The 23,654-nt window shown below is 23.0% G+C and carries 32 protein-coding genes and 1 tRNA gene; 7 read left to right on the top strand and 26 right to left on the bottom strand.

Annotated elements, in window-relative coordinates:
* Positions 1 to 88 precede the first annotated feature (88 nt).
* From AACL11_RS04105 to AACL11_RS04075, 7 genes are all read right to left on the bottom strand, one after another.
* Positions 89 to 541, bottom strand: a complete 453-nt coding sequence (locus tag AACL11_RS04105; protein ID WP_338988487.1) for a BspA family leucine-rich repeat surface protein — start codon at positions 539 to 541, stop codon at positions 89 to 91.
* A 77-nt stretch (positions 542 to 618) separates the two neighbouring features.
* Complete coding sequence (locus AACL11_RS04100; RefSeq protein ID WP_338986622.1) at positions 619 to 1,632, bottom strand: IS3 family transposase; 1,014 nt, start codon at positions 1,630 to 1,632, stop codon at positions 619 to 621.
* A gap of 38 nt (positions 1,633 to 1,670) precedes the next feature.
* Positions 1,671 to 2,837 (bottom strand): hypothetical protein, encoded by a 1,167-nt coding sequence (locus AACL11_RS04095; RefSeq protein WP_338988258.1) that lies wholly within the window; start codon positions 2,835 to 2,837, stop codon positions 1,671 to 1,673.
* Between the two features lie 13 nt (positions 2,838 to 2,850).
* The gene (locus AACL11_RS04090) at positions 2,851 to 3,351 is read right to left on the bottom strand and encodes an IS630 family transposase (RefSeq protein ID WP_338988468.1); all 501 of its coding nucleotides are present in this window, start codon (positions 3,349 to 3,351) and stop codon (positions 2,851 to 2,853) included.
* A 28-nt stretch (positions 3,352 to 3,379) separates the two neighbouring features.
* A complete protein-coding gene (locus AACL11_RS04085) occupies positions 3,380 to 3,739 on the bottom strand; it encodes a helix-turn-helix domain-containing protein (RefSeq protein WP_338973555.1) in 360 nt (119 codons plus the stop codon).
* Positions 3,740 to 3,830: 91 nt separating this feature from the next.
* Complete coding sequence (locus tag AACL11_RS04080) at positions 3,831 to 4,331, bottom strand: hypothetical protein (protein WP_338988256.1); 501 nt, start codon at positions 4,329 to 4,331, stop codon at positions 3,831 to 3,833.
* Positions 4,300 to 5,628, bottom strand: coding sequence for a hypothetical protein (locus AACL11_RS04075; RefSeq protein WP_338988254.1), 1,329 nt, complete (start codon positions 5,626 to 5,628; stop codon positions 4,300 to 4,302). Before AACL11_RS04075 ends, AACL11_RS04080 begins: the two co-directional genes overlap by 32 nt.
* A 172-nt stretch (positions 5,629 to 5,800) precedes the next feature.
* Here AACL11_RS04075 and AACL11_RS04070 point away from each other — a divergent pair, with 172 nt between their 5' ends.
* Positions 5,801 to 6,160 (top strand): helix-turn-helix domain-containing protein, encoded by a 360-nt coding sequence (locus tag AACL11_RS04070; protein ID WP_338973555.1) that lies wholly within the window; start codon positions 5,801 to 5,803, stop codon positions 6,158 to 6,160.
* Positions 6,117 to 6,689: an IS630 family transposase gene (locus AACL11_RS04065; RefSeq protein WP_338988471.1), complete on the top strand. Its 573-nt coding sequence runs from the start codon at positions 6,117 to 6,119 to the stop codon at positions 6,687 to 6,689. Before AACL11_RS04070 ends, AACL11_RS04065 begins: the two co-directional genes overlap by 44 nt.
* Here the strand turns inward: AACL11_RS04065 and AACL11_RS04060 are convergent.
* Positions 6,682 to 7,071, bottom strand: a complete 390-nt coding sequence (locus AACL11_RS04060; RefSeq protein ID WP_338988253.1) for a hypothetical protein — start codon at positions 7,069 to 7,071, stop codon at positions 6,682 to 6,684. The genes AACL11_RS04065 and AACL11_RS04060 overlap by 8 nt on opposite strands.
* 40 nt (positions 7,072 to 7,111) lie before the next feature.
* Here AACL11_RS04060 and AACL11_RS04055 point away from each other — a divergent pair.
* A protein-coding gene (locus AACL11_RS04055; RefSeq protein ID WP_338986605.1) for an IS5 family transposase occupies positions 7,112 to 7,941 on the top strand; the annotation gives its coding sequence in 2 pieces (ribosomal slippage) (positions 7,112 to 7,508 and positions 7,508 to 7,941; 831 coding nt in all).
* Between the two features lie 149 nt (positions 7,942 to 8,090).
* Here AACL11_RS04055 and AACL11_RS04050 read toward each other — a convergent pair.
* Positions 8,091 to 8,831: a hypothetical protein gene (locus AACL11_RS04050; protein WP_338988252.1), complete on the bottom strand. Its 741-nt coding sequence runs from the start codon at positions 8,829 to 8,831 to the stop codon at positions 8,091 to 8,093.
* Between the two features lie 77 nt (positions 8,832 to 8,908).
* Here AACL11_RS04050 and AACL11_RS04045 point away from each other — a divergent pair.
* Positions 8,909 to 9,738, top strand: a protein-coding gene (locus AACL11_RS04045; protein ID WP_338986605.1) for an IS5 family transposase whose coding sequence is annotated in 2 segments (ribosomal slippage) — positions 8,909 to 9,305 and positions 9,305 to 9,738 — 831 coding nt in all. Because the reading frame shifts where the segments join, the coding sequence is not laid out codon by codon here.
* A gap of 142 nt (positions 9,739 to 9,880) precedes the next feature.
* On the opposite strand, the gene AACL11_RS04040 is transcribed toward AACL11_RS04045, so the two are convergent.
* The 3 genes from AACL11_RS04040 to AACL11_RS04030 all read right to left on the bottom strand — a co-directional run bounded on the left by AACL11_RS04040 (position 9,881) and on the right by AACL11_RS04030 (position 11,005).
* Positions 9,881 to 10,186 (bottom strand): hypothetical protein, encoded by a 306-nt coding sequence (locus AACL11_RS04040; protein ID WP_338988250.1) that lies wholly within the window; start codon positions 10,184 to 10,186, stop codon positions 9,881 to 9,883.
* Positions 10,180 to 10,563: a terminase small subunit gene (locus AACL11_RS04035; protein WP_338988248.1), complete on the bottom strand. Its 384-nt coding sequence runs from the start codon at positions 10,561 to 10,563 to the stop codon at positions 10,180 to 10,182. The genes AACL11_RS04040 and AACL11_RS04035 overlap by 7 nt, the downstream gene beginning before the upstream one ends.
* A 160-nt stretch (positions 10,564 to 10,723) precedes the next feature.
* A complete protein-coding gene (locus AACL11_RS04030) occupies positions 10,724 to 11,005 on the bottom strand; it encodes a hypothetical protein (protein WP_338988247.1) in 282 nt (93 codons plus the stop codon).
* Positions 11,006 to 11,226: 221 nt separating this feature from the next.
* Between AACL11_RS04030 and AACL11_RS04025 the strand changes: the two genes are divergently transcribed.
* Positions 11,227 to 12,414, top strand: coding sequence for an Mbov_0401 family ICE element transposase-like protein (locus AACL11_RS04025; RefSeq protein ID WP_338988245.1), 1,188 nt, complete (start codon positions 11,227 to 11,229; stop codon positions 12,412 to 12,414).
* A 116-nt stretch (positions 12,415 to 12,530) separates the two neighbouring features.
* Here AACL11_RS04025 and AACL11_RS04020 read toward each other — a convergent pair whose 3' ends face one another.
* Positions 12,531 to 13,334: a hypothetical protein gene (locus AACL11_RS04020; protein WP_338988243.1), complete on the bottom strand. Its 804-nt coding sequence runs from the start codon at positions 13,332 to 13,334 to the stop codon at positions 12,531 to 12,533.
* 27 nt (positions 13,335 to 13,361) lie between these two features.
* Positions 13,362 to 13,793, bottom strand: a complete 432-nt coding sequence (smpB, locus tag AACL11_RS04015) for an SsrA-binding protein (RefSeq protein ID WP_252320720.1) — start codon at positions 13,791 to 13,793, stop codon at positions 13,362 to 13,364.
* A 276-nt stretch (positions 13,794 to 14,069) separates the two neighbouring features.
* Here smpB and AACL11_RS04010 point away from each other — a divergent pair, with 276 nt between their 5' ends.
* A complete protein-coding gene (locus AACL11_RS04010; protein WP_252320718.1) occupies positions 14,070 to 14,462 on the top strand; it encodes a hypothetical protein in 393 nt (130 codons plus the stop codon).
* Here AACL11_RS04010 and AACL11_RS04005 read toward each other — a convergent pair whose 3' ends face one another.
* The 8 genes from AACL11_RS04005 to AACL11_RS03970 form a co-directional block, all read right to left on the bottom strand.
* Positions 14,463 to 15,077: a hypothetical protein gene (locus tag AACL11_RS04005; protein ID WP_252320716.1), complete on the bottom strand. Its 615-nt coding sequence runs from the start codon at positions 15,075 to 15,077 to the stop codon at positions 14,463 to 14,465. It abuts the gene before it with no gap.
* Entirely contained in the window at positions 15,050 to 17,326 is a 2,277-nt protein-coding gene (gene rnr, locus AACL11_RS04000; RefSeq protein WP_338988242.1) for a ribonuclease R, read from the bottom strand. The genes AACL11_RS04005 and rnr overlap by 28 nt, the downstream gene beginning before the upstream one ends.
* Positions 17,327 to 17,432: 106 nt before the next feature.
* Positions 17,433 to 17,696 carry a preprotein translocase subunit SecG gene (gene secG / locus AACL11_RS03995; RefSeq protein ID WP_174480339.1) on the bottom strand — a complete coding sequence of 88 codons (264 nt, stop codon included), beginning with the start codon at positions 17,694 to 17,696 and terminating at the stop codon, positions 17,433 to 17,435.
* 171 nt (positions 17,697 to 17,867) lie between these two features.
* Positions 17,868 to 18,038 (bottom strand): hypothetical protein, encoded by a 171-nt coding sequence (locus AACL11_RS03990; RefSeq protein ID WP_286642093.1) that lies wholly within the window; start codon positions 18,036 to 18,038, stop codon positions 17,868 to 17,870.
* A gap of 23 nt (positions 18,039 to 18,061) precedes the next feature.
* Positions 18,062 to 19,126 (bottom strand): hypothetical protein, encoded by a 1,065-nt coding sequence (locus AACL11_RS03985; protein WP_338988241.1) that lies wholly within the window; start codon positions 19,124 to 19,126, stop codon positions 18,062 to 18,064.
* 135 nt (positions 19,127 to 19,261) lie between these two features.
* On the bottom strand, positions 19,262 to 19,687 hold the full coding sequence (locus AACL11_RS03980) for a hypothetical protein (protein ID WP_338988240.1): 426 nt from the start codon (positions 19,685 to 19,687) through the stop codon (positions 19,262 to 19,264).
* A 140-nt stretch (positions 19,688 to 19,827) separates the two neighbouring features.
* Entirely contained in the window at positions 19,828 to 20,040 is a 213-nt protein-coding gene (locus AACL11_RS03975) for a hypothetical protein (RefSeq protein ID WP_338988239.1), read from the bottom strand.
* A gap of 100 nt (positions 20,041 to 20,140) precedes the next feature.
* A protein-coding gene (locus AACL11_RS03970; RefSeq protein ID WP_422397937.1) for an IS5 family transposase occupies positions 20,141 to 20,930 on the bottom strand; the annotation gives its coding sequence in 2 pieces (ribosomal slippage) (positions 20,141 to 20,663 and positions 20,662 to 20,930; 792 coding nt in all).
* A gap of 379 nt (positions 20,931 to 21,309) precedes the next feature.
* On the opposite strand from AACL11_RS03970, the gene AACL11_RS03965 reads away from it, so the two are divergent.
* Positions 21,310 to 22,191 (top strand): DegV family protein, encoded by an 882-nt coding sequence (locus AACL11_RS03965; protein ID WP_252319932.1) that lies wholly within the window; start codon positions 21,310 to 21,312, stop codon positions 22,189 to 22,191.
* Between the two features lie 50 nt (positions 22,192 to 22,241).
* On the opposite strand, the gene AACL11_RS03960 is transcribed toward AACL11_RS03965, so the two are convergent.
* The 4 genes from AACL11_RS03960 to AACL11_RS03945 all read right to left on the bottom strand — a co-directional run bounded on the left by AACL11_RS03960 (position 22,242) and on the right by AACL11_RS03945 (position 23,654).
* Positions 22,242 to 22,316: transfer RNA gene (locus tag AACL11_RS03960), tRNA-Trp, on the bottom strand.
* A gap of 59 nt (positions 22,317 to 22,375) precedes the next feature.
* A complete protein-coding gene (locus tag AACL11_RS03955; RefSeq protein WP_252319930.1) occupies positions 22,376 to 22,837 on the bottom strand; it encodes a Fur family transcriptional regulator in 462 nt (153 codons plus the stop codon).
* Positions 22,838 to 22,862: 25 nt separating this feature from the next.
* A complete protein-coding gene (locus AACL11_RS03950) occupies positions 22,863 to 23,120 on the bottom strand; it encodes an acyl carrier protein (RefSeq protein WP_252319928.1) in 258 nt (85 codons plus the stop codon).
* A gap of 60 nt (positions 23,121 to 23,180) precedes the next feature.
* The gene (locus AACL11_RS03945; protein WP_338988238.1) at positions 23,181 to 23,654 is read right to left on the bottom strand and encodes a hypothetical protein; all 474 of its coding nucleotides are present in this window, start codon (positions 23,652 to 23,654) and stop codon (positions 23,181 to 23,183) included.

Raw genomic sequence — 23,654 nt, 5'->3', positions numbered from 1 at the left:
TATACATTACTTTCTACTATAAAGCAATTTTTGGTTTTCTTAAAAATCACTAATAATTCTTTCAAACTTTCATCATAAATTATAAAATCTAAAAATTAAAATTTGGCAATTTATCAATGCTATTACTAATTCAAGAATTAATGGCAAAATTATCATGAATTATTACTTTTGAAACATTTCATTGTGATAAATTTTGATCAAACGTTATTGCACCGGCAAACATAGAATGCATAGTTATTACATTTGAAACATCTCAACCCGAAATATCTTGATTAAATTTTCTTGCACCAGCAAACATACCATGCATATCTGTCACTTTATTTACATTTCAACTTGAAATATTTTGATCAAAAGCATGTGCATTAAAAAACATACCTCTCATAATTTTTACTTTTTCTACTCTTCAAACTGAAATATTCTGATTAAATGAAGTTGCATATGCAAACATATCACTCATATCTGTAACATTTGAAACATCTCAACCCGAAATATCTTGATCAAACGATGAAGCACTTTGAAACATCTGTTTTGTACTTGTTATTTCTGATGGTAACTGATCTGGTACTTTGGATGGGGGTGGTTAGCCCTAATTACTGGACCATATTTTGATAGATATTTCTAAATTTTTATTTGTAATATTGGTGGTTTTAAAAATTTAGAATGTATTCTTTCATAATTATAAAACATAACATATTGATTTACATCATTAATAGCTTCATTGATTGTTAAATATTGATTTGAGTCTTTAGGCAATCATTCTTGAGATAAATGTGAAAATCAATTTTCAGATATGACATTACCGCCAATATCATATGGTTGTTTTTTGCTTAAAATTATTTGTTTGTTTTTTGCTCATTTTGTAATTTCTTGACAATAAAATTCGTTGGCGTTATCTGAATGTAAAATAACGTTTTTTATTTGATTTCAAGAAAATTGGTTGTTTATTTTTTCAAGTGCAGGAAGAATTAAATCTTGATATGATTTATTTGAAAATGTATTATAACTAACAACATTATTTGAATAAAAATCAATAATTACAAAAAGATATAGTCAACCTTCTTTGGTGTTTATTTGTTTAGTATCCATTGATCAAATTTGATTTGAAGCGGTTGTACTTTTGTAATCTTTGTTTACTTTATCCATTGTAGGTATTCACTTATTTGGATTTTTTTTGTTTTTAGGATAGTTATTTTTAGTTTGTTTTAATCCTTGAATATTGTGTTTTTTCATAATTTTTCGCATTTGTTTTGTTGATAATTCTATATTTAAAATGATATTTTTCTCTTGTTTTAATCACTCTTTAAAAGCTGAAAAAATTCTTAAATATCCATAAATTCTACCTTTTCTTGTAGAATGAAATTCGATTAAAAGTTGGCATAATTCTTGATATTTATGATTGCAATTAATAATATGATTTTTTTCTTTTTTAATAAGTTTTTGTTTATTTTTTAAAAAGTAATATGTTGATCTGTTTAATTGAAGATATTGACATAAGTTTCTAATTGAATATTGATTTTTGCAATCATCGATAATTTTAATTTTTTCTTTGATATTTAATTTGTTAATTATTAATGCTATTTGTTTAATTTTATCCATTAATAAAAATCCTTTCAGGTCAAAATTAGTGTTCATTATATAACACAATTGTTTTTAGAATACATTCAGATTTTTTAAATTAATGGTCTAGTAAAAAGGGCTAAGTGGCCCCATCCAACTGATTGAATTGCATCTGGTGTATCATTTCTAAAAACATCAAATGGAATTAATGCAGGATTAGTACTTTGTGAACTATATAATAATGTTGTATAAAAAGTATATAATTCAGCAGATATTAAGCCATTTATATATTGAAATTGAGGTATTAATAAATTACTTACTAATTTAGCACCAATATCTAAACCACCAACAAATACATTCATAAATGAACCAAATACTGGAATAGTATTAAGATTAATTTTAATTGTTTCTCTTGGAGTTAAAGGAATTTCACTAATAGGATTATAAATAAAATAATGTAAAGCATTTATAGTATTTAATTGCTTAAATTTATTATTATTCATATTATAATGAGTATTACCAATAAATTTTTTATTATTTTTATTATAATATTGAAAATATGGATTACCAGCAGTTGCATAATTATAATCTTCTATTTCAGCACCATTTAAAAAATTATTATCTCAATAATTTACTAATCTCTTTGAAATATCAACTTTATTAGTATTTTTAGTTTTTTCAACATTAGTTCTTAAATGTCCCTCATAATGCTTCGTTGCACCATCATCATAATTTGGTGCAATTACTTTTTGTCAATCTTGATAACTATCCATTGTACTTTCACCACGTACAGTTAAAACATAATTAGTTTCTGGTAATGCTTGAAAACTTACTGGGTCATAAGTTGAACATTGATATTGTCATGGAAATAATAATTTAGTTGGATATTGTCTATATTTATGTTGTTTAGTATTATCTGAAATATCAATATCTCTACCTCATAATGCTATTGAAATAGGTTTTACTGAACCATAAAAAGATACTTGACAATGAGTAACTGGTAATGGTTTTAAATAATTACTATCTAAAATAATATTATTATTTTCATCTAATGCTGGTAATGCAACTGGGTCACCAGGAGCACCTAATTGTACATATTGATTAATAGCTAATCCACTTGTTGCTAATTTATCATTTAAACTACTAAAAGTACATTGAATATATGCTAATTCTTTATTTTCATTATTATAAGTTTTACTAGCAACTTCAAGAATATATCATTGTCTATCAACTTTAATACTTTTATCAGTATTTATAACTTTATTAATTTCTGGAATCATATATAACTTATAGCTAACTAAAGTAATGTTTACTCATATCTTGAAAAACAAAATCAATCGCGTTTTTAATATTTGGTCAATAATTTGGTAATATTTTTCTTATATTATGTTTTATAGCAAATCAAAAATGTTCAATTGGATTTAAATTAGGAGAATATGGTGGAAGAAATAATAGTTTGCATCCAGCATTTTCAATTAATTGTTTTGTTGCTTTAGATTTATGAAACGTCGCATTATCTAAAACTATAATTTGTCCACACTTTAATACTGGAATTAGTATATTTTTAACATATGATTCAAAAATTTTACTATTGCAATGTCCTTCAAATGCTCATAGAGCTTTTAATTTACCTTTATTTAGTGCACCAATTATACTCATTCTCTTTATTTTATATGCAGGTTTATTATCAAATAATCTTTTACCTTTTTCAGACCAACCATATTTATAAAATTCATTATCATCAATTCCAGATTCATCAATATATACCAAATCTTCATTCATTATTTTCGCTATTTCTTTTAAAAAATCTTCTTGTTTATTTTTATCTCTTTGTTCATATAGAAAAGTTTTTTTTATATGTATAATTTAGTTTTTTGAAATAGTTATAAACTGTTTCTTTTGTCATATCACCAAATTTTTCAATTACTTTTTGAACTGTAACATCTTTATTTTCTGCTAAATAATTTTTTAATTCATCTAAATCCTTTATTTTGTGGCTATGTCCTTTTTGATAATTCAAAATTGGTTTTATATTTCCGGTTTTTTGCTTTCTTTTTCTTCATAAAAATAAAGTCTTTCTAGTGATATTGAACACTTTACAAATTTCTTTAATTTTCATGTTTTTACTTTCATAAACTTCTATTACTTTTCTTCGTAAGTCCTCACTGTATGGTTTTGGCATAATTTAATCTTCCTAATCTATTTTAATTATTGCTGAATTATACTTGTAAGTGCAAGAATTGTTTAAATTACATATTATTATTTTACATTATTTATGAGTAAACATTACTTTCGTTAGCTATATATAAATTTGCAACAATATTATTAATAAAATTAAAATTCTTTTTTTCATTTGGAATATTAATAACTACATTTTTAATTGCTTGTTCTTGAATAAAAACATTATTTGCTGGTGTAGCACTATAAGTAATACCTAATTGGTCACTTAATATATTTCCATAAAATACATCACCAATTTGTAATTGTTTATATGCTAAATCTGGATTATCTTTATCTTGAATAGGATAATAAGAATGGTCTCAAACTGCTTGTATTGCTTCTCTACCAGTGAATATCTTACTAAAACTAGTATAATCATTAGGAATACTAGTTGGTGGTTTATAACCACCATTTGTTGAATTTATAGCACCTAAAATAATAGTAAAAGGACATACACGAAATTGTAAATCTTTATTTTGTGTAAAATCTTTTTCAATTTCACCTGTACTTTTTCAAACTGTTTTAATTAATTGATGATTTATTTTCGGTATCATTTTTAGTTTCTCCTAAAAAAGTATTATTAAATTCAATTTCTTCTTTTTGATATTTTCTATTTTCTTTAATAATTTGTTGTGCTTCTTCTTCACTAACACCATATCTTTTAACAATAATTCTTTTAATATTAGTAATTCCTAATCTTAATTCAACTTCATCAATTTCAAGTGATTTTAATCTATCTGTAATAGTATTTTCTTTAATTTCAAATGTTCATTTAGATTTATCACCATCTAATCCCATTAATATAAAACATCTTTGAAATATTTCATTTCAATCACTTTGATTTAAAGTTCTTTTAATTCTTGTAGTTTCCATATCTCTACTATTTGTAATTAATACTTCTGCTTCTGTTTTTTGACTTGTAGTATCATTTACTGGACTATAGCCACTACCTTCAAACGCTTTATCAATAATAAATTGTATAAAATCTGCATATTTATCTAATACCGGATTACCTTGTATTATTGCAATTGGTGGTGTTCCACTAGTACTTCCTACACTTCTTAAATTTGCTTGTAATACAAAATCACCAAATAATTCGTTCATATCAATTGCAGTTGTAGATTGATTAACTTCTTGTTGAGTAATATCGGCAAACACTCTTGTACGGTTATATTTAAGTTCTTTTCAAATAATTTCAAATGTATGATTCAATAATTTTTGTAATCCTTTACAAGCAGTCATATCTGGATAATAATCACCAATAACTCCACCAAAGAAATTCTTTTTAGGTAAATTTTGCATAAATTTAACTGGAATAATACCTAAATTATGATTTTCAATTAATGGTAATTGTAAATCTTTACTTATTTTTTCTTGTAAACCATCTAATGTAACTTTATCACTAGTAAAATATCTAATAATTTGATTTGGAGTATATGTTGTTTTAACATAAATACTTTGGTCATCATATTGTACTCTTGACCATGTACTAGCACTATATTCAGTTTCTAATACTCTTGCTACTCTTGATTGAGCATATGGTTGAGCAAAATTTAATGCTATTCTTCCAGTCTTACTTCTATCAATTTGAACAATACTATAACCATAACCAGATTTAATATGACAATCTTGATAAAATAAACTATCAAAATTATTTCATTCTTTTAATTTTTCAATAGCATTTTTATATTCTTCATCTTCACTTGTTAAAGTATAGCCATTACCTCATAATAATTTACTGCCATGATTTGCTACCATTTCTGTTAAATTAAGCATACATCATTTAGATGATAATACTTCAGTATTTTTTTTAGAATTTTCTTCAGATATTAATGTTTCGTTATTACTCATATGTTATTTCCTTTCAAAATAAGGATTTATATTTGCACTTAAATTTCTAATATAGCTAACGAAAGTAATGTTTACTCATAAATAATGTAAAATAATAATATGTAATTTAAACAATTCTTGCACTTACAAGTATAATTCAGCAATAATTAAAATAGATTAGGAAGATTAAATTATGCCAAAACCATACAGTGAGGACTTACGAAGAAAAGTAATAGAAGTTTATGAAAGTAAAAACATGAAAATTAAAGAAATTTGTAAAGTGTTCAATATCACTAGAAAGACTTTATTTTTATGAAGAAAAAGAAAGCAAAAAACCGGAAATATAAAACCAATTTTGAATTATCAAAAAGGACATAGCCACAAAATAAAGGATTTAGATGAATTAAAAAATTATTTAGCAGAAAATAAAGATGTTACAGTTCAAAAAGTAATTGAAAAATTTGGTGATATGACAAAAGAAACAGTTTATAACTATTTCAAAAAACTAAATTATACATATAAAAAAAACTTTTCTATATGAACAAAGAGATAAAAATAAACAAGAAGATTTTTTAAAAGAAATAGCGAAAATAATGAATGAAGATTTGGTATATATTGATGAATCTGGAATTGATGATAATGAATTTTATAAATATGGTTGGTCTGAAAAAGGTAAAAGATTATTTGATAATAAACCTGCATATAAAATAAAGAGAATGAGTATAATTGGTGCACTAAATAAAGGTAAATTAAAAGCTCTATGAGCATTTGAAGGACATTGCAATAGTAAAATTTTTGAATCATATGTTAAAAATATACTAATTCCAGTATTAAAGTGTGGACAAATTATAGTTTTAGATAATGCGACGTTTCATAAATCTAAAGCAACAAAACAATTAATTGAAAATGCTGGATGCAAACTATTATTTCTTCCACCATATTCTCCTAATTTAAATCCAATTGAACATTTTTGATTTGCTATAAAACATAATATAAGAAAAATATTACCAAATTATTGACCAAATATTAAAAACGCGATTGATTTTGTTTTTCAAGATATGAGTAAACATTACTTTAGTTAGCTATATATGGTTCTATAGCATAATCAAATGCATCACGTAAATGGTCATTACCAGCCAAAGGTATTTGTTTAATACTTTTTTCATCTCATATTGCTAATCTAAATTCATCTAATAATTCTTGTGCTTTCATACTTATATTTAAGCGTTCTGATGCCATTAAAGCCACATTCTTACCTATTCTAAACTCTAACCTTAATTTCACACAATCTTTAAAATAGAGCCATGAATTAACGTTATATTTAATTGCTGTATCATTTAACATTTCAATAAATGTATAATTACTAAAATCACAATATACAGTTAATCCATATTCATATAACAAATTATTTTCTTTTGCTAATTTAATAGACTTCTTGCGAGACTTATCTATTAAAATTTTCATTTTTAAAATATAATTAAAATTAAAAAAAGATAGGTAATTTATGATGTTTGATAAATTAAAAGCTATTAAAAATGCAGAACTATTAAGATTAACTGGTATAAATGAGATTGTTTTTAAAAAAATGATAGAAATTTTAAAAAAAGAAGAATTAAAAAAGTTTAAAAATGGTGGTACACCTAATAAATTAACTTTAGAAAATAGATTATTAATGACGTTAGAATATTGACGTGAATACCGAACATATTTTCATATTGCTAAAAGTTATGGAATTAGTGAAAGTAATTGTTATAGAAATATCAAGTGAATAGAAAATACTTTAATAAAACATCCTGATTTTCAGCAACTTAATGGAGCAAAATCATTGTTAAATAATAATTTTAAAGATAAAACAGCTATTATTGATGTTACTGAAAGCGCTATCCAACGCCCAAAAAAAGACAAAAGAAATATTATTCAGGAAAAAAGAAAAAACACACAATAAAAACACAAATTATAATTGAACAAGATAGTAAAAAAATTATAAGTTCTTATTTTTCTTGTGGTAAAAACCATGATTTTAAAATTTTAAAAGATTCAAAAGTTAAATTTTTATCACAAACAACTATTTTAGTGGATTTGGGATATCAAGGAATACAAAATATACATCCTAATGTTTTAATTCCAAAAAGAAAATCAAAGAAAATTCCTTTAACTAGAGAAGAAAAGAAAAATAATAAACAAATTTCAAAAATGAGAGTTGTTATAGAAAATATTTTTGCTATACTGAAAAAATTTAAAATTATTAGTGAAAAATATCGAAATAGAAGAAAAAGATTTGCTTTAAGATTTAATTTAATAGCTTCAATTTATAATTTACAACTTTTAAATTAAAAATCTTCAAAAATTTAATATTTTAAATTTTGTTATTTTAAATAATAATTTTTGTTCTATTTTAATGAAGAAAAAATAAGACATATTTTGAATAATAATTTTTAATAAATATTAAAAGTGTTATTAAAATAAAATTTTAAATTTAAAAACTATGATAATAATCACAGTTTTGCAAGAAGTCTAATATAAAATTCAACTACTAATCTTGCTAATTGTTTATTATCATAACGTATTAATTTATTTTCTATTTTTAAACAATCAATAACATTAACAAATTTAAAATCATAATCAAAACCTATTAATAAACATGCCATAGCATCATCTTTAAAACCATAATCTAATCCAGCACTAAATCTATAACTTGGTTGTAATAAACGTGATATTTTATGAATTAAATGTGTATATATTCCACCAGATTCATAACCTACTAAACCATGACTTCTTACTCTTGCAGATAATGGGTCTAATTTTTCTAATTCTAATAATCGTTGACCTTCATGTTTTGGTAATAAATAATTAAGTTTTCAATTTTGATAATGAACAATTCTTTTATCTTTTTCATTAAAATAAAATTGTTCATATTCATTAATTATTTTTTTTTCATTTTGTGGACAATATGTAACTACATTTTTAATATAATAATTTAAAATACTTCAAGGATTACAACTATTAATTTCTAATAATTGACTACAACCACGAATAGCATCTGCCATATCTTGTCAATCTTTTTTAGCAATTTGATGTGCTTCATCAACATGTCTAATTACATAATCATATTTTGAATTATCTGGTAAACCAGTTAATTTAATTTCACTATTATTTTGTTTATATAAAGCACGACATTCAATTTCACTATCTCTATAATTAATAGTTTTACGAGTTTCAGACATTAGACTTCTTGCGAGACTTATCTATTAAAATTTTCATTTTTAAAATATAATTAAAATTAAAAAAAGATAGGTAATTTATGATGTTTGATAAATTAAAAGCTATTAAAAATGCAGAACTATTAAGATTAACTGGTATAAATGAGATTGTTTTTAAAAAAATGATAGAAATTTTAAAAAAAGAAGAATTAAAAAAGTTTAAAAATGGTGGTACACCTAATAAATTAACTTTAGAAAATAGATTATTAATGACGTTAGAATATTGACGTGAATACCGAACATATTTTCATATTGCTAAAAGTTATGGAATTAGTGAAAGTAATTGTTATAGAAATATCAAGTGAATAGAAAATACTTTAATAAAACATCCTGATTTTCAGCAACTTAATGGAGCAAAATCATTGTTAAATAATAATTTTAAAGATAAAACAGCTATTATTGATGTTACTGAAAGCGCTATCCAACGCCCAAAAAAAGACAAAAGAAATATTATTCAGGAAAAAAGAAAAAACACACAATAAAAACACAAATTATAATTGAACAAGATAGTAAAAAAATTATAAGTTCTTATTTTTCTTGTGGTAAAAACCATGATTTTAAAATTTTAAAAGATTCAAAAGTTAAATTTTTATCACAAACAACTATTTTAGTGGATTTGGGATATCAAGGAATACAAAATATACATCCTAATGTTTTAATTCCAAAAAGAAAATCAAAGAAAATTCCTTTAACTAGAGAAGAAAAGAAAAATAATAAACAAATTTCAAAAATGAGAGTTGTTATAGAAAATATTTTTGCTATACTGAAAAAATTTAAAATTATTAGTGAAAAATATCGAAATAGAAGAAAAAGATTTGCTTTAAGATTTAATTTAATAGCTTCAATTTATAATTTACAACTTTTAAATTAAAAATCTTCAAAAATTTAATATTTTAAATTTTGTTATTTTAAATAATAATTTTTGTTCTATTTTAATGAAGAAAAAATAAGACATATTTTGAATAATAATTTTTAATAAATATTAAAAGTGTTATTAAAATAAAATTTTAAATTTAAAAACTATGATAATAATCACAGTTTTGCAAGAAGTCTATTGTATATTCTAAACCAATAGCAAATAATACTCATCTATTTTTTAATTGTTTTCAAGTATCATATAATTGTTCACTCATATTTCTAAAAACATAAGTTTTAACTTTTGTATTTGGTAATACAGTTGTTTTACATTCAAAATCGAAATCTTGAATAGTTTTACCAGATTTACGACTACCTAATTGGTCAATTCTTTTAACAGTTAAAGGTTTTTTATAATACATTTGTTTTAAAATATCATTAAGATAACCAAAATTTTCTAACATTTATTCTTACTCTTATTTTCAAGTTGAATTACTATAGGGTGTGTGTTATCAGTATTAATATCTATTTTTGTAGATAAATTATAGTCTTTTACATATGCTCTTTCTAAATATCAAGCAGAAGAATTAGGACTTGCTTTTAAAAATCTTTGAAGATTTAAATGTTTAATTTTTGCATATGCTCAATTAATTTGTTGTAAAAAAGTATCTTTTTGTTTCTTTTTTCACTCATTTATAGTATTTTGAGTAATATTTAAGAACATTTGCATACCTTCTTTTGTTGGTATTTCTTCATTAGTAGTACAATATTCAAAATATTTTTTTATTTCTTCTTTTAAAGATTTAATATTGTATCTAATTCTTATTTTTTCTTTTTGCACATAAAAATCTCCTTTCATATGCTTTAAAAACACAAAAAATATGATATAATTAATATAACTTTTAAGTTAGAACTGCTTTGTAATAACTTATTAACTTTATTAATTACTTCATATATTTCTTTATTTAATTTTTATAATATAATTATAACAAAAAATAGTATTATACTGCTATTTTTTTATTTCTTTGTTTAAATTTAAAATTAAATTTAAATAATTTCTTAATTTTATTCCCAAAACTTTTTCAAAATTTAAATTCTGGATGTTGTGATTTATACATAATCATACAACCAATAAAAGTACCTAATATAGGCAATGGAATGATTATCAAAAAAATACCAAAAATTTTATCATTATTACAATATTTAATTCCATAATGTATTAATAAAATTCATGTCATCTCTACTATTATTAATAATAGTATTCATAATGTTCTTTCTAGCATTTTTTATTTTCCTTTTCTATTTATATTTTTCTTTATTGTACATTATTTTATTAAAAAAGAAAAGATAACTAATAAAAGTTATCTTTTAAACGTAAATAGAATTTGCAGTTTATTTTATCGTTCTTTAATATTATACTCTAAAACAAAACATTTTTCAACAATAATTTAGTAAATTTGTTAGAATAGTTAGGAAAAAAAATAAATAGAAAGGTGTTAAAAAAATGTTTAGTTTTAAAGAATTTCTAAAATCTGAAATCACTAATATTTTAGCAAAATATTTTCAAAAAATCCATGATTTTGATGAATATTTTTTTCTAAATAGAGATAAAAATCAATATAAAGTTGCTTGAACATGTAATAGAACAGTAAATACTCCAATTGGAATGGATACTTTTAGACAAAGAGTTTATTGAGATACAATTAATCAAAAATATCATTATCCAATTTATGAAGAATTTGGTATTAAAAAAAGAGCCAGAATTACTAATGATTTATATTTTGCAATATTAGATAATTTAATTGAAAATTTAATAAGCAAAAAAGGTTATTTTAATATTCAATCAGAATTTAAATATACTTCTTTTTCTAAAAATCTTATTTCAAGAATATTTAAAAATGTAAAAATTGAAAAATTTATACCAGAAGAAAAATTTAAAGTATTAGAAAATCAAAAATTAAATATATGTGCAGATGATGATTATATAACTTGTTGAGATGAAAATGGTTTAAAACAACAATATTGTTGTAGACTTTTAACTTATAATTTAGGAAGAAAAGAAATTTATTCATATAGAAATAAATTAGAAAAGAAAATAACTTCATTTATGTTATTTAAAACTAATAATGCGCCAAAACAAGAAGAATTACATAATTTTACAATGCAAACTATTAATAATTATTATGATATTAAATTAAATATATTTGCTATTAATTGAGAATATAATAATTATAATTTAGTAGTTGCTGGTGATGGTGCATTATGAATTAGAGCAATGGCTAGTTGATTGGGTTGTTATTATATTTTAGATAAATATCATGCTTATAGTTATTTATGAAAATCTTTTGTTAATGTTCGTGGTAAACATCAAAAGAAAGCACTTGATTGAACAAATTATTTAGATGTAACAACTACTTTTTCAAATGGTAGTTATAATGAATTAATTACTATTTTAGAAAATAATCATAATAAAGTTACTAAAAAAACTTATAATTATTTTAAAAATAATGAACAAGGAATTATTAATCAAAATGCTTCATGAAATATAGGATGTAGTGCTGAAAGTGATGTATATCATTTTTTAAAATCTTTAACTAATGGAGCAAAAATATATAATTATCAAACATTAAATAATATGTTAATAGCAAAAGCAAATTATTTAAATACTAGAAGTTATCTTAATAGTACTTAATAAGTTAAAACTTAATATTTTTTATTTCTAATTTTAAGATTAGAATTTTTGTGTTATTTAAATGTAATTTTGAAATTATATATTTTAATATTTTTAAAATATATGATATAATTAAATTAACAAATCATAGAATTTGGAGTTATATTGTTAATGTTACTCATAATTCTAAGGGTTAATCTCATACGTCCTTTGATAACCGTCCTAATTAAAATTATTATTTTTCATTGAGAAAAAGTTTTAATTTTTTTTAAAAATATTTCATCATGCATACCCATATTTTTTGGATCTTCTCGCAAAAGAAAAGACATGAAAAAAGTCAAAATGAAAAAACACAAAGCAGCAATAATAAAATAACTGATTTTTGAAATTGTAATAGTTGAAATATTAAGCGTAAGCATATTAATCGGTATAATAATTAAACTTGCCAATAATCCTGGAACAATAAGTATAGTAAAAGTTAAAAAAGCATGTGATTTTACAAAATATTGTTCATTGAACATTAATTCATGAACTCCTAATGATGCAGTACTCATTCCTAACGCAATATTTAACAAAATCAAAGATCAAAAATTTGGTACAATTAAAACTAAACAACAAGTAACCAAAAGTCAACTATGCATTCATCAAATATACAACTTTCTTTTTTTAAATTTTGCAGTAAAAAAAGTAGCTGGTATAGCAAAAATAATTACAGTAACTGAAACAATCACTGTAATACTAATTGCTTCAGTTACTAAATTAGTTAATGATAAAACTAAAAAATTATTAATAGCTTTTAAACTATTAATACCAAGATAAAGAAAAAAATAATAACTAATAAATAATCATTGCCACTTATCTATCTTTTGCTTAAAAAGAAAAAATAAATAAAAACTTGTAAATAAACAAAAGATTATTAAGAAAGATAATCATATTATCATAGTTTTTTTCCTTTCTTAATTAAATTATTATTTTTTGATTTGTCTTACTGCATCACGATTTTTAATGGTTTCTCTTTTATCATAATTTTTTTTACCACGAGCCAATGCTATTTCTAACTTTGCTCTACTTTTACTATTTAAATATATCATTGTTGGAACAACAGTTAAGTTTTTTTGCTTTTGTTCTTGTTGAATTTTTTTAATTTCACGAGCATTTAAAAGTAATTTTCTTTTTCTTAATGGATCAAGTATATAACTAGTAGTAAATTTATAAGTAGTAATGTTCATATTAATAATATAAGCTTCATTATTACTAAAAGTTACATAACTATCCTGTAAAGATACATTACCTAAACGAATTGATTTAATTTCAGAACCAGTCAAAACAATTCCCACTTCTAATTTTTCTAATAATTCATAATTAAAGTACGCTTTTTTATTTTTTGCAATTATTTTCATTGTTTCCACCATTATTTTCATAAACTTTATAATTAGATTATATAATAATAATTTCATAAATACTGAAATACTTACTTAAATTTGTTTTTTATTAAGAACATGCTATAATCTAATGAAGGTTAGATTAATCAATAGTTTTTCTAGCAATGATTAATGTAAAATTAAACATAAAATTAATATTTGTTGTATAGCGACCCAAGAAATAGATTTTATATTTGTTTTACGGGTTTTTGTTAATTTTATATATTAATAAACAACTGAAAGGAGTCTAAGGACATGGCAGGAGAGTTAAATACTAAACCAATAGCAGTAAAAAATAGTCAATTTTATCAAGGCGATTTGGGTTTTGATAAAAATAATAATGATAAAGTAATTATTTATAAGATTTTAACTGGTAAAAAACTTGAGGTTTGCAAAATTATTATTGATGAACAAAATCATATTTTAAAAATTTCTACGAAAACGGAAATTATTAATGAAGATGAATTCGAAATTTACACATTTGCTTTAGAAGCAGATACTGCTGATTTTATTTTAAAACTTATTGCTAAAAATCAAATTAATGCTGAAATTAATTATGCATTTATAAATAATATTGAAGATTCTTATAATATATCTGAATCAGACTCATTAGAAGAAAAAAAGAAAAAAATTAGGAAACTCTTTTAACTATTTATAAATTTCTTCTCAATTATAAACTGAACCATAACACAAAGCTTTAATTTTAAAATCATTGTTATTATTGATAATTTCTAAAATAGTTTGGGCAATAGAAATCCCTGAGGCAACTATATCATCAATAATAATAATGTTTTTTTTATTAAAAAATTTAATATATTTAGGTAATAAATGAATTTTATTAGTAATTTCCATTTGTCTTTCGCTAACTTTTAATTTATTTTCTCAAAATTTACGGTAGTTATCAACTTGGAAAATATTATTAATAAATAATATCTCATAATTTAATTTTTTTTTAATAATTTTAACTAATTCAATTATTACCAATTCTAAACTACTAACTGAAGTAGGTTTTTTTGGCATCATAATAAAATAATCTAAATTTTCAAACAAATTAAATTTTTGACCAACTTCAAATAAATTAGTTGCTAATCTTATTATAGTATCTTGTTCAATATTTACTTGCTTAATTAAGTTATAATCTTCATTAACTCATAATAAATCCGGATATTGTTTTAAGCCTGGCGATTTAAAATAATTATAATAATAGCATTCAATGTTAAGATTGCTTTGTTGAATTAATCTTTTTTGCCCTTGTATTTTCATTTTTTTACTCCATTTTTCTTTTCATTTTTATTTTTTTTAACTTTACCATTTAGTTTTATCTTTTTTCTATATTTAAAATTATTTGCTTTATACATTTTTGATGATTGATTATTATTATTTTTATCACGGTTTTTATTTTGCTGACCATTTTCTTCTAAAATAAAATCAATAGTTCTAGCAACTTTATTTGCACTTTTAACAAGAACACTGACCTTTTGACCAAGAGCATACTGTTTTCGTTTTCTTTCACCAAACAAAATCATTGCTTTTTCATTAAAAATATAATAATCATCAGTCATGTCTGCAATTCTAATTAAACCCTCAATTGTATTATCTAACTCAACAAATAATCCAAAGCCAGTTACACTAGAAATTATACCTTCAAATTTATGACCAATAAATTGCATCATGTATTCTGCTTTTTTCATTTGATCTACAGCTCGTTCACACTCTAATGCTTTTAATTCCATATTACTAGATTGCTCAGCAGCTCAATTAGTAAAACTTTGATATTTCTCAATTATTTTAGCATTTATTTCTCTTTTAACTATATATTGGCGCAATAAACGATGAACTATTAAATCAGGATAACGTCTAATTGGCGAAGTAAAATGTGTATAATAATCACTAGCAAGTCCAAAATGGCCAATACATTTATTAGTATACTGTGCTTTTTCCATACTTCTTAATAATAAAGTTGATAAAACTTGAAATGTTGGTAATTGTTTTAAAGAATTTAATAATAATTGTAAATCTTTTGAACTAATATTTGTGATTTTTGGATTTAGTTTAATGCCCATTAATTTCAGAATTGTAACCATTTGATGCATTTTTTTAGAACGAGGATGTTCATGAACACGATAAATAAAAGGTAATTTCATATCAAATACAGTTTTAGCAACTACTTCATTAGCTCTAATCATAAAACTTTCAATTAATTTTTCAGTGATATCACGAGTTCTTAAAATAATATCAGTTACTTCTCCATTGTCATTAATAATTGTTTTTGCTTCATTAATTTCAAAATCAATTACTCCAGCATCTTGTTTAAACTTTCATAAAATTTGGTGCAATTCTTTTGCTTTTAGTAACATTTCTCAAATTTGTGGATGTGTTTTAATAAAATTTGGATTTTTACCATTATATCCATCATTTACTTCATCATAATTCATTCTTCTTGCTGATTTCATAAATGCCTGATAAATTTTATGTTTTACTGTTAAACCATTCTTATCAATCTCCATATCACAAACCATACATAAACGTTCTACTTGTTCATTTAAAGAACAAATACCATTTGATAACTGCGTTGGTAACATAGGAATAACACGATCTGCTAAGTAAACAGATGTACCGCGAGTAAATGCCTCTTCATCTAAAGGACTATTTTCTGTTACATAATGACTAACATCAGCAATAGCTACAATTAAACGATAATTACTATTAGCTAGTTTAGTAACACAAATAGCATCATCAAAATCTTTAGCATCTTTACCATCAATTGTAACTAATAACTCTTTAGTCAAATCAATACGACCAATTTTATCTGATTCTAACACTGTTAATGGCACCTTATCTGTTGCTGCTAATGTTTCAACATCAAATTGTGCTTTAATGCCAATTTCATAAATAACAGCTAAAATATCAACACCAGGATCATTAATATTACCCAATATTTTAGTAATAGTAACATTAAAAATATTCTGTTCAAAATTTTTAATTTTTGCAACAACAATATTATTTTCTAACGCTTTATCAGGATTTAAAATATTAACTTCATACTGTTGTAACTTTGCATTTTGAATTAATAATGTTTTTACTTTCGTATCTGCATTAACAATAACAGTACCAACAAGAAGATTAGTATCACGTTTAATAATTTTTAATACTACAGCCTCATCATTCTGATTATTAATTTTCACTAACTTACATAATACTTCATCATTATTTAACGCATTATTTATGTTTTTTATATTAACGTAATATTCTTCTTCACTATTTAATAATTTAACAAATCCAAATCCTTTTTTAGTAATTTGAATTTTGCCAATAAATAAATTATTATTTTTTAGCATATAAAATTGTTGTTCTTTATTTTCCAAAATAATTTCACTATTTTTCAATTCTTCTAAATCAGCAATAAGTTCTTGCTGTTGATGATGATTAGTAATATTAAGTTTCACTGTTAAATCAACCGTTGATAAAGGTGTAATACTATTTTGTAACTCATTAATAATCTCTTGCTTCATTTCAATCAATCCCAACTTTATCCTAATTATATAATTAATTATAATCTATCTTTTAAAATTTATAAAAAGGCACATTTTAGTGTGCCTTTTTATAAAATAATTATCATTAATTTATAACTCCAATAGTATTAATAAGAATTCTTACTATTATTGCCATAGTAAATAACGATATACCTAATACTAAAGTGGCAATAGAAAATAACTTACTTCAACCACGTTCTTTAGTACTAGCAAATAATTCTTGATTACCCCCACTTAAAGCACCAAGTCCATTATGATTTTTTTTACCTTGTAATAAACCTAAAATTACTAATAATATAGCGATAATTAAGGCAATAATTTCAAAAGCAAAAATAATGTTTTGACTCATTTTGTCACTTCCACTTCTTTATAATATTATTAATTTTACACTTAATTTTACTAAAAATAAAAAAATTTTCATAATTATTATTATGACTTATTCCAAAATTAAAATTTTAATTATGAAATAAGCCTAATATGTTATGTTTTATAATTCTTTTATAGGAAAAATTTATTAACTTTATTCTGGTTCAATTTCTAAGTAATTTCCAACAGCATTTGTTACAATCTTTCATCCATGTTGATTGGTCATCATATAAAAAATGTTTATTTCTGAAAAATTATTATACATAACTTTAACCAAAGTTTTTAAATTACTATCACTTAAACTATTTGCTAAGGTTCCTATCAATTGTGGAAATTTAGTAATTTCACTTAAAATTTTTTTTCAAAAAGTTGATAGTTATCTTTATTATCTTGATAAATTTCTGCTAATTTTATTCACATATCATTACTAATACCTAATTTAATTTTACTTGATTCTGTATATTGTGGAGTTTTATTGTCTAAAGGTATGTAATATTTTTCTATTTTATTATATTGATTATGGGAATTGATATCAGCATTATGAGCATGCGATCAATTATACACTAAATATGCTATTCCACCAACTATAATTACTCCACCCACAACTCATCCAATAGGCCCTCCTTCAATCATAACAGATGCACCACCTTCAACAACCTCTTCGCCAATAGCAATCGCACCTTCTTCACCAACCTCTAATAAAGGCACTGCTTCTTCTGTTTCAACTACTGTTGTAGCTTGTGGAGAACTTATTCATTTAACAACTTTATATGCAGGTGGAATACTCATAGTTGTGGTAGTGGCTAGACCTTTTAATAAATATTCATTTTTATTAGGTGTTATAAAAACGATTCCATATTTATGCAATTCAACAATTTTTTCAAATTGTGTTCAACTAGCATCAGTAAAATGTTGTCCATAAATTTCTGTTAGTTTTTTTCTTACATTATTTTTACTTTCTGTAGATGTGGTGTGATAAATATCTAATAATTTTTGATCAATAATTTGTGTTTTTAAAATATCACACTTTGGTTTCTGATTTATTCTAGAGCCTGTACTTTGATTACTTTGTTGATTTCTATTTCTAGAACTAGTTCCAATGTTAAAAGATTGTTCAGATGTTGATGGCAAAACAGCGCTTCCACCTGCTAAAGGTGAAGGGGTTGTTGTTGTAGTGGTGTGCAAATTACTTGGTTTATAATTTGATATATCTTCAAGTGTAGTAAAAGTAACACTAAAATCACAATCATAAATAATATTCAAATTTTCTGTAAATATTATACTGTTTGGACGAAACATATGTGATAGTGGAATTATTAATGTAGTTGAAGTTAAAAATGAAGAGAAATCTATACCCGGCACAAAGTCGAAATGAAAAACTAAATCAGGATTTAATTCTCATAACCTTTCCATAATAGTACTCGGATCATTACGTCTAATTTGTCCTAAATTAGTATTTCTAAGTAAAGTTGATAATCTTACGCTTTGTTCATTAATAGTAAAAGTTACATTTAAATCACTATCAAAAACAATATGAGGATTATTCTGTTAAAAATCATAAACATTTTCTGATAAAATTTGAAAATTATTTATGCCTATAGGATGTCTATTTGTAAAACTAGGATAACGTAAATGCAAATCGGGATTTAAAAAATTTAGTCTCTCTATTATTGTTAATGCTGCATTATCTAACAATTCTCCTAACTCAGTTCTAATAAGAATACTTGATAATGTTAATCTTTGAGGTGTAAAGTTAATAGTAAAATTTAAATTTTTTGGAATATTTCTTGCGGGATTTTGATCGTAAATGTTAATACCAGCATGCACTGTTGCATTAATATTTGTAATGTTTTCAAATTCAATATTTTCTAAAAAATCTTCTCTAGATAAAATTGGATGATTAATTTCTCTTAATCTTTGAATAATATGTTGTTTATCATTCGCTTCAATTTGACCAATATTAATTGTTGTCATTGTTTTTTGTAAACTTGGTGGAGTTTGCCTTTTAACTCTTTTTTTTGTAGAATTTACTCTTTCATCTTTTTCTTCTAATTCATTTTCTGTTTCAGTTTCTATTTTAGTTAAAGTACCACTTTCAGCAGGAATACCACTAGTTAATGCAGTTGATGCAATGATTGTTTTTCATGAACTATTCTATTATAGAATTCTTCATCCTTTAGAATGTTAGGGTCATCAGTAATAGTTGTATCATCACTAAAAGTGATTAATAATGGACAAAATCCAATATTCATTTCTTTTAAATCTTTAATTGAAAATCCTGAAGAGGAATCAGCGACAATACCAATTTTTTTTTTCAATTTTCTCACCCTAACTATAATATTTTTTACTTATTTATATAAATTTTTCTTGATTTTTAAAAAGTAATATGCTGATAGTTTTGATTTAATATATTTTCTTAGAACCTGTTTAGGATCTTTTTAATAAAATTGAAATAAAGAAAAGAACAACCATTTGTAAGCTAGTATTTAATTTTCTTTCACAATTTTTTCATAATCTTCTGCATTTTTCTAATCATGCAAAACTTCGTTCTACAACTCATCTTTTTGGTAATACTACAAAAGAATGTAATTCATTACGTTTGATAACTTCAACATTTGCATTTATGATTGTTTTGATTTTAAAAGCAAATTTTTCACCAGTATAACCAGCATCTACTAGTATTTTTTGAACTGCAGAAAGATTATCTTTTTCATTTTCAATCATTATTATAGCACTATTACGATCTGTTTTTTCTGCTGTGGTTATGTAAATTGCATGTGGTAAGCCTTGAGAATCAACAGCAATATGACGCTTTATTCCTGAAATTTTTTTACCAGCATCATAACCTTTATTTTTAGCAGTATCTGTGTTCTTAACACTTTGTGAATCAATTATACAAAAACTAGTTTGTTCTTTTCTGTCATTATTGATACGAACTTTTCTAACTAATTTTTTTTAAAATTAATTGTCAAGTGCTAGGTTTTTGACCATCATTTTTACTTCAAATTTGGAAATAATAATATACAGTTTGTCATTTTGGAAAATTTTTTGGTAACATTCTTCATTGACAACCACTTTTTAATACATATAAAACTGCACAAAATACTTCATATAAATCTAAATTTCTTGGTTTTGTTTTCTTTTTGCTATTTTCTAAAATTAATCTTATGTTCTCAAATTGTTCTTTAGTAACATGACTTGGATAATTTTTATGCATATATACCCCTTATCTTAAAATATATAGTCATTTTACGTTATTTTATAAAAGATTCCAAACAGGTTCTTAGATATCTAATTGAAAAATATTTTTTCCGTCTTTAATAATTTTTAATTTTGAAAAAATATTTAACTTATTAATAAAATCCTTTCATGTCAAAATTAGTGTTAATTATATAACACAATTGTTTTTAGAATACATTAAGTTTTTTAGAATTAATGTTCTGATAAAAAAATCTAAGAAACAAGAATCAACCATTCCAAAAACAACATATTAACTATTTTATATATCTTTCAATGATGAAAGTCCATTTTTAAGTAAAAAATATATGTTATAATTTAATAAATAAGTAAAAAATATTATAGTTAGGGTGAGAAAATTGAAAAAAAAAATTGGTATTGTCGCTGATTCCTCTTCAGGATTTTCAATTAAAGATTTAAAAGAAATGAATATTGGATTTTGTCCATTATTAATCACTTTTAGTGATGATACAACTATTACTGATGACCCTAACATTCTAAAGGATGAAGAATTCTATAATAGAATAGTTCATGAAAAACAATCTGCCAAAACTTCGCAAACACCACTTGGTCAAATGAGTATAATTTGAGAAGATGCTTTAACTAAATTTGAAAAGATTATTTTTATTCCTTTATCAAAGGGGTTATCGGGTCAATATAACACTGCTACTATGTTATCAAAAGAATCTAATTTTAAAGATAAAGTTTTTGTTTTTGATAGTAATGGTGTTTCAGTTATTAACTGACTATTAGTTAAAAAAGCATATCAAATGTCACTTAACGAAAAAAATAATGTTAATGATATTATAGAAGCACTAAAATTAATAAGAGATAACTATATAGCATTTATTTTACCTTATGATTTAAATTATTTAGTTCGTGGTGGTAGGATTTCAAAATCAGCAGCAGCCTTAGCTACTATGTTAAAAATAACTCCAATTTTATCTTTTGACGGAACCATTGATAAATTTGATAAAACAAGAACATGAGATAAAGCTATTAAAAATACTCTTAAAGAAATTAATAAAAGTAAAAAAATAGAAAGTATTACTCTCTTTTACATTATTCATGCTTTTGCTGAGGCAAAAGAAATAGAAAAAATTACAAAATTTGTTAAAGATTATGGCATTAAAAACGTCAAAACTATTAATTTAGCAAACGTAATTTGTGCTCATACAGGAATTGGAACCTTCAGTTTTGTTGCTTTTAATTTAGATAAAGATAAGTTACCAAAATTATAACAATAAAAAATTCACTTTTATGAGAAACATTTAAAAGTGATTTTTAATAATGGCAGGGGTGGCAGGACTCGAACCCACAACACTCGGATCTGAAGGCCGATGTTCTACCATTGAACTACACCCCTAAAATATTTAATTTAAATAGTACATGTTTAATTTTACGCTAAAGAAGTTTTAAGTTCAATTAAAATTTCATTTTTTTTATTTTTAATTCACATTTATCACAAATTCCATGAATTTCTAACTTATAATGTGAAAAATAAAAATTATTTTTAGTTGCTAATTTTTCAAGTTTTTCTTCTTGTAATGGTGAAATTTGTTGTTTATCTTCGAAAGAGGCATGAATAATTTTATTACAAAAATTACAAATAATATGAACGGTATTTTCTGATAGTTCATAAATTATTTGTTTTCCTTCAAAAACATTAGCATGAATAATATGTTCTGTCATTAATAAATCAATAGTATTATAAATACTCATAATATTAATATTATCATTACCTTCTTTTGTTAAAAAACTAATAATATCATTAATACTAACATGTTGCTTAAGCGTTAATACTTTAATAACTGCTTTACGAACATCAGTTAAACGATAGTCTTTATCTTTCAACTTTTGGATAATATTTTCAAAATTTTTATTCATACTAATCTCCTGATAAAATATAATATTACTTTTTTTTATTTTTTTCAATTGCTACTAATCTTTCAATTTCATTTATTAAATCTTGAACTGTTTTTGTTTGTAAATCCAGTAATTTATTATCATTAATTTTTACATTATGTTTTTCTTCTATTTTAATAACAATCATTACTAATTTAAGAGAGTCAATTTTTACATCTTTAAATTTAGTTTTGGGTGTAATTTTTTCTTTAATTTCTGGATAATCTTTTTTAATAATTTGATGAATTTCACTTAAAATATCCATAAATTCACTCCTAATTTAAATCATTTTTATTAATAGTTATACTTAGTATAACATAGAGCATTAAATTTTATTTGTTATTTTAAAATATCATTCTAAATAATCTAGTTTTAAATTAGTATTATATTCAACTCATACAGCATTATTTAAAATATTAAAATGAAAAATAAAATTATTAATTTTTCATTGTGGAAATGTTTTAATAATTAACTTTAAAAATATGTATTGAAATAAATCTTGATTAAATTGTATTTTATATATAATCTGTGACTGATTTGCTAAGATAGTACTATTTTTATCTAAAATAATTGTAATACTTTCATTTAATTTTTTAATATCAATAGCTTCTACAACTATGTCTGGATTTAAATTTTCTTTTTTATCATCTACGGTCTCTAATTCTACATCATATTCTTTTACCATTTCATTTAAATTTTTATTAGTTGAAAAATTTTTGATAATAAAAAATAACATAATACTTAATGTAATAGTGATAGTAATAATTAAAATGCTAATTTGTAACCTACGTATAAACAT

The sequence above is a fragment of the Spiroplasma endosymbiont of Dasysyrphus albostriatus genome (assembly GCF_964019495.1).
Lineage (GTDB): Bacteria > Bacillota_I > Bacilli_A > Mycoplasmatales > VBWQ01 > Spiroplasma_E.
This window is presented reverse-complemented; position numbering and strand designations above follow the sequence as displayed.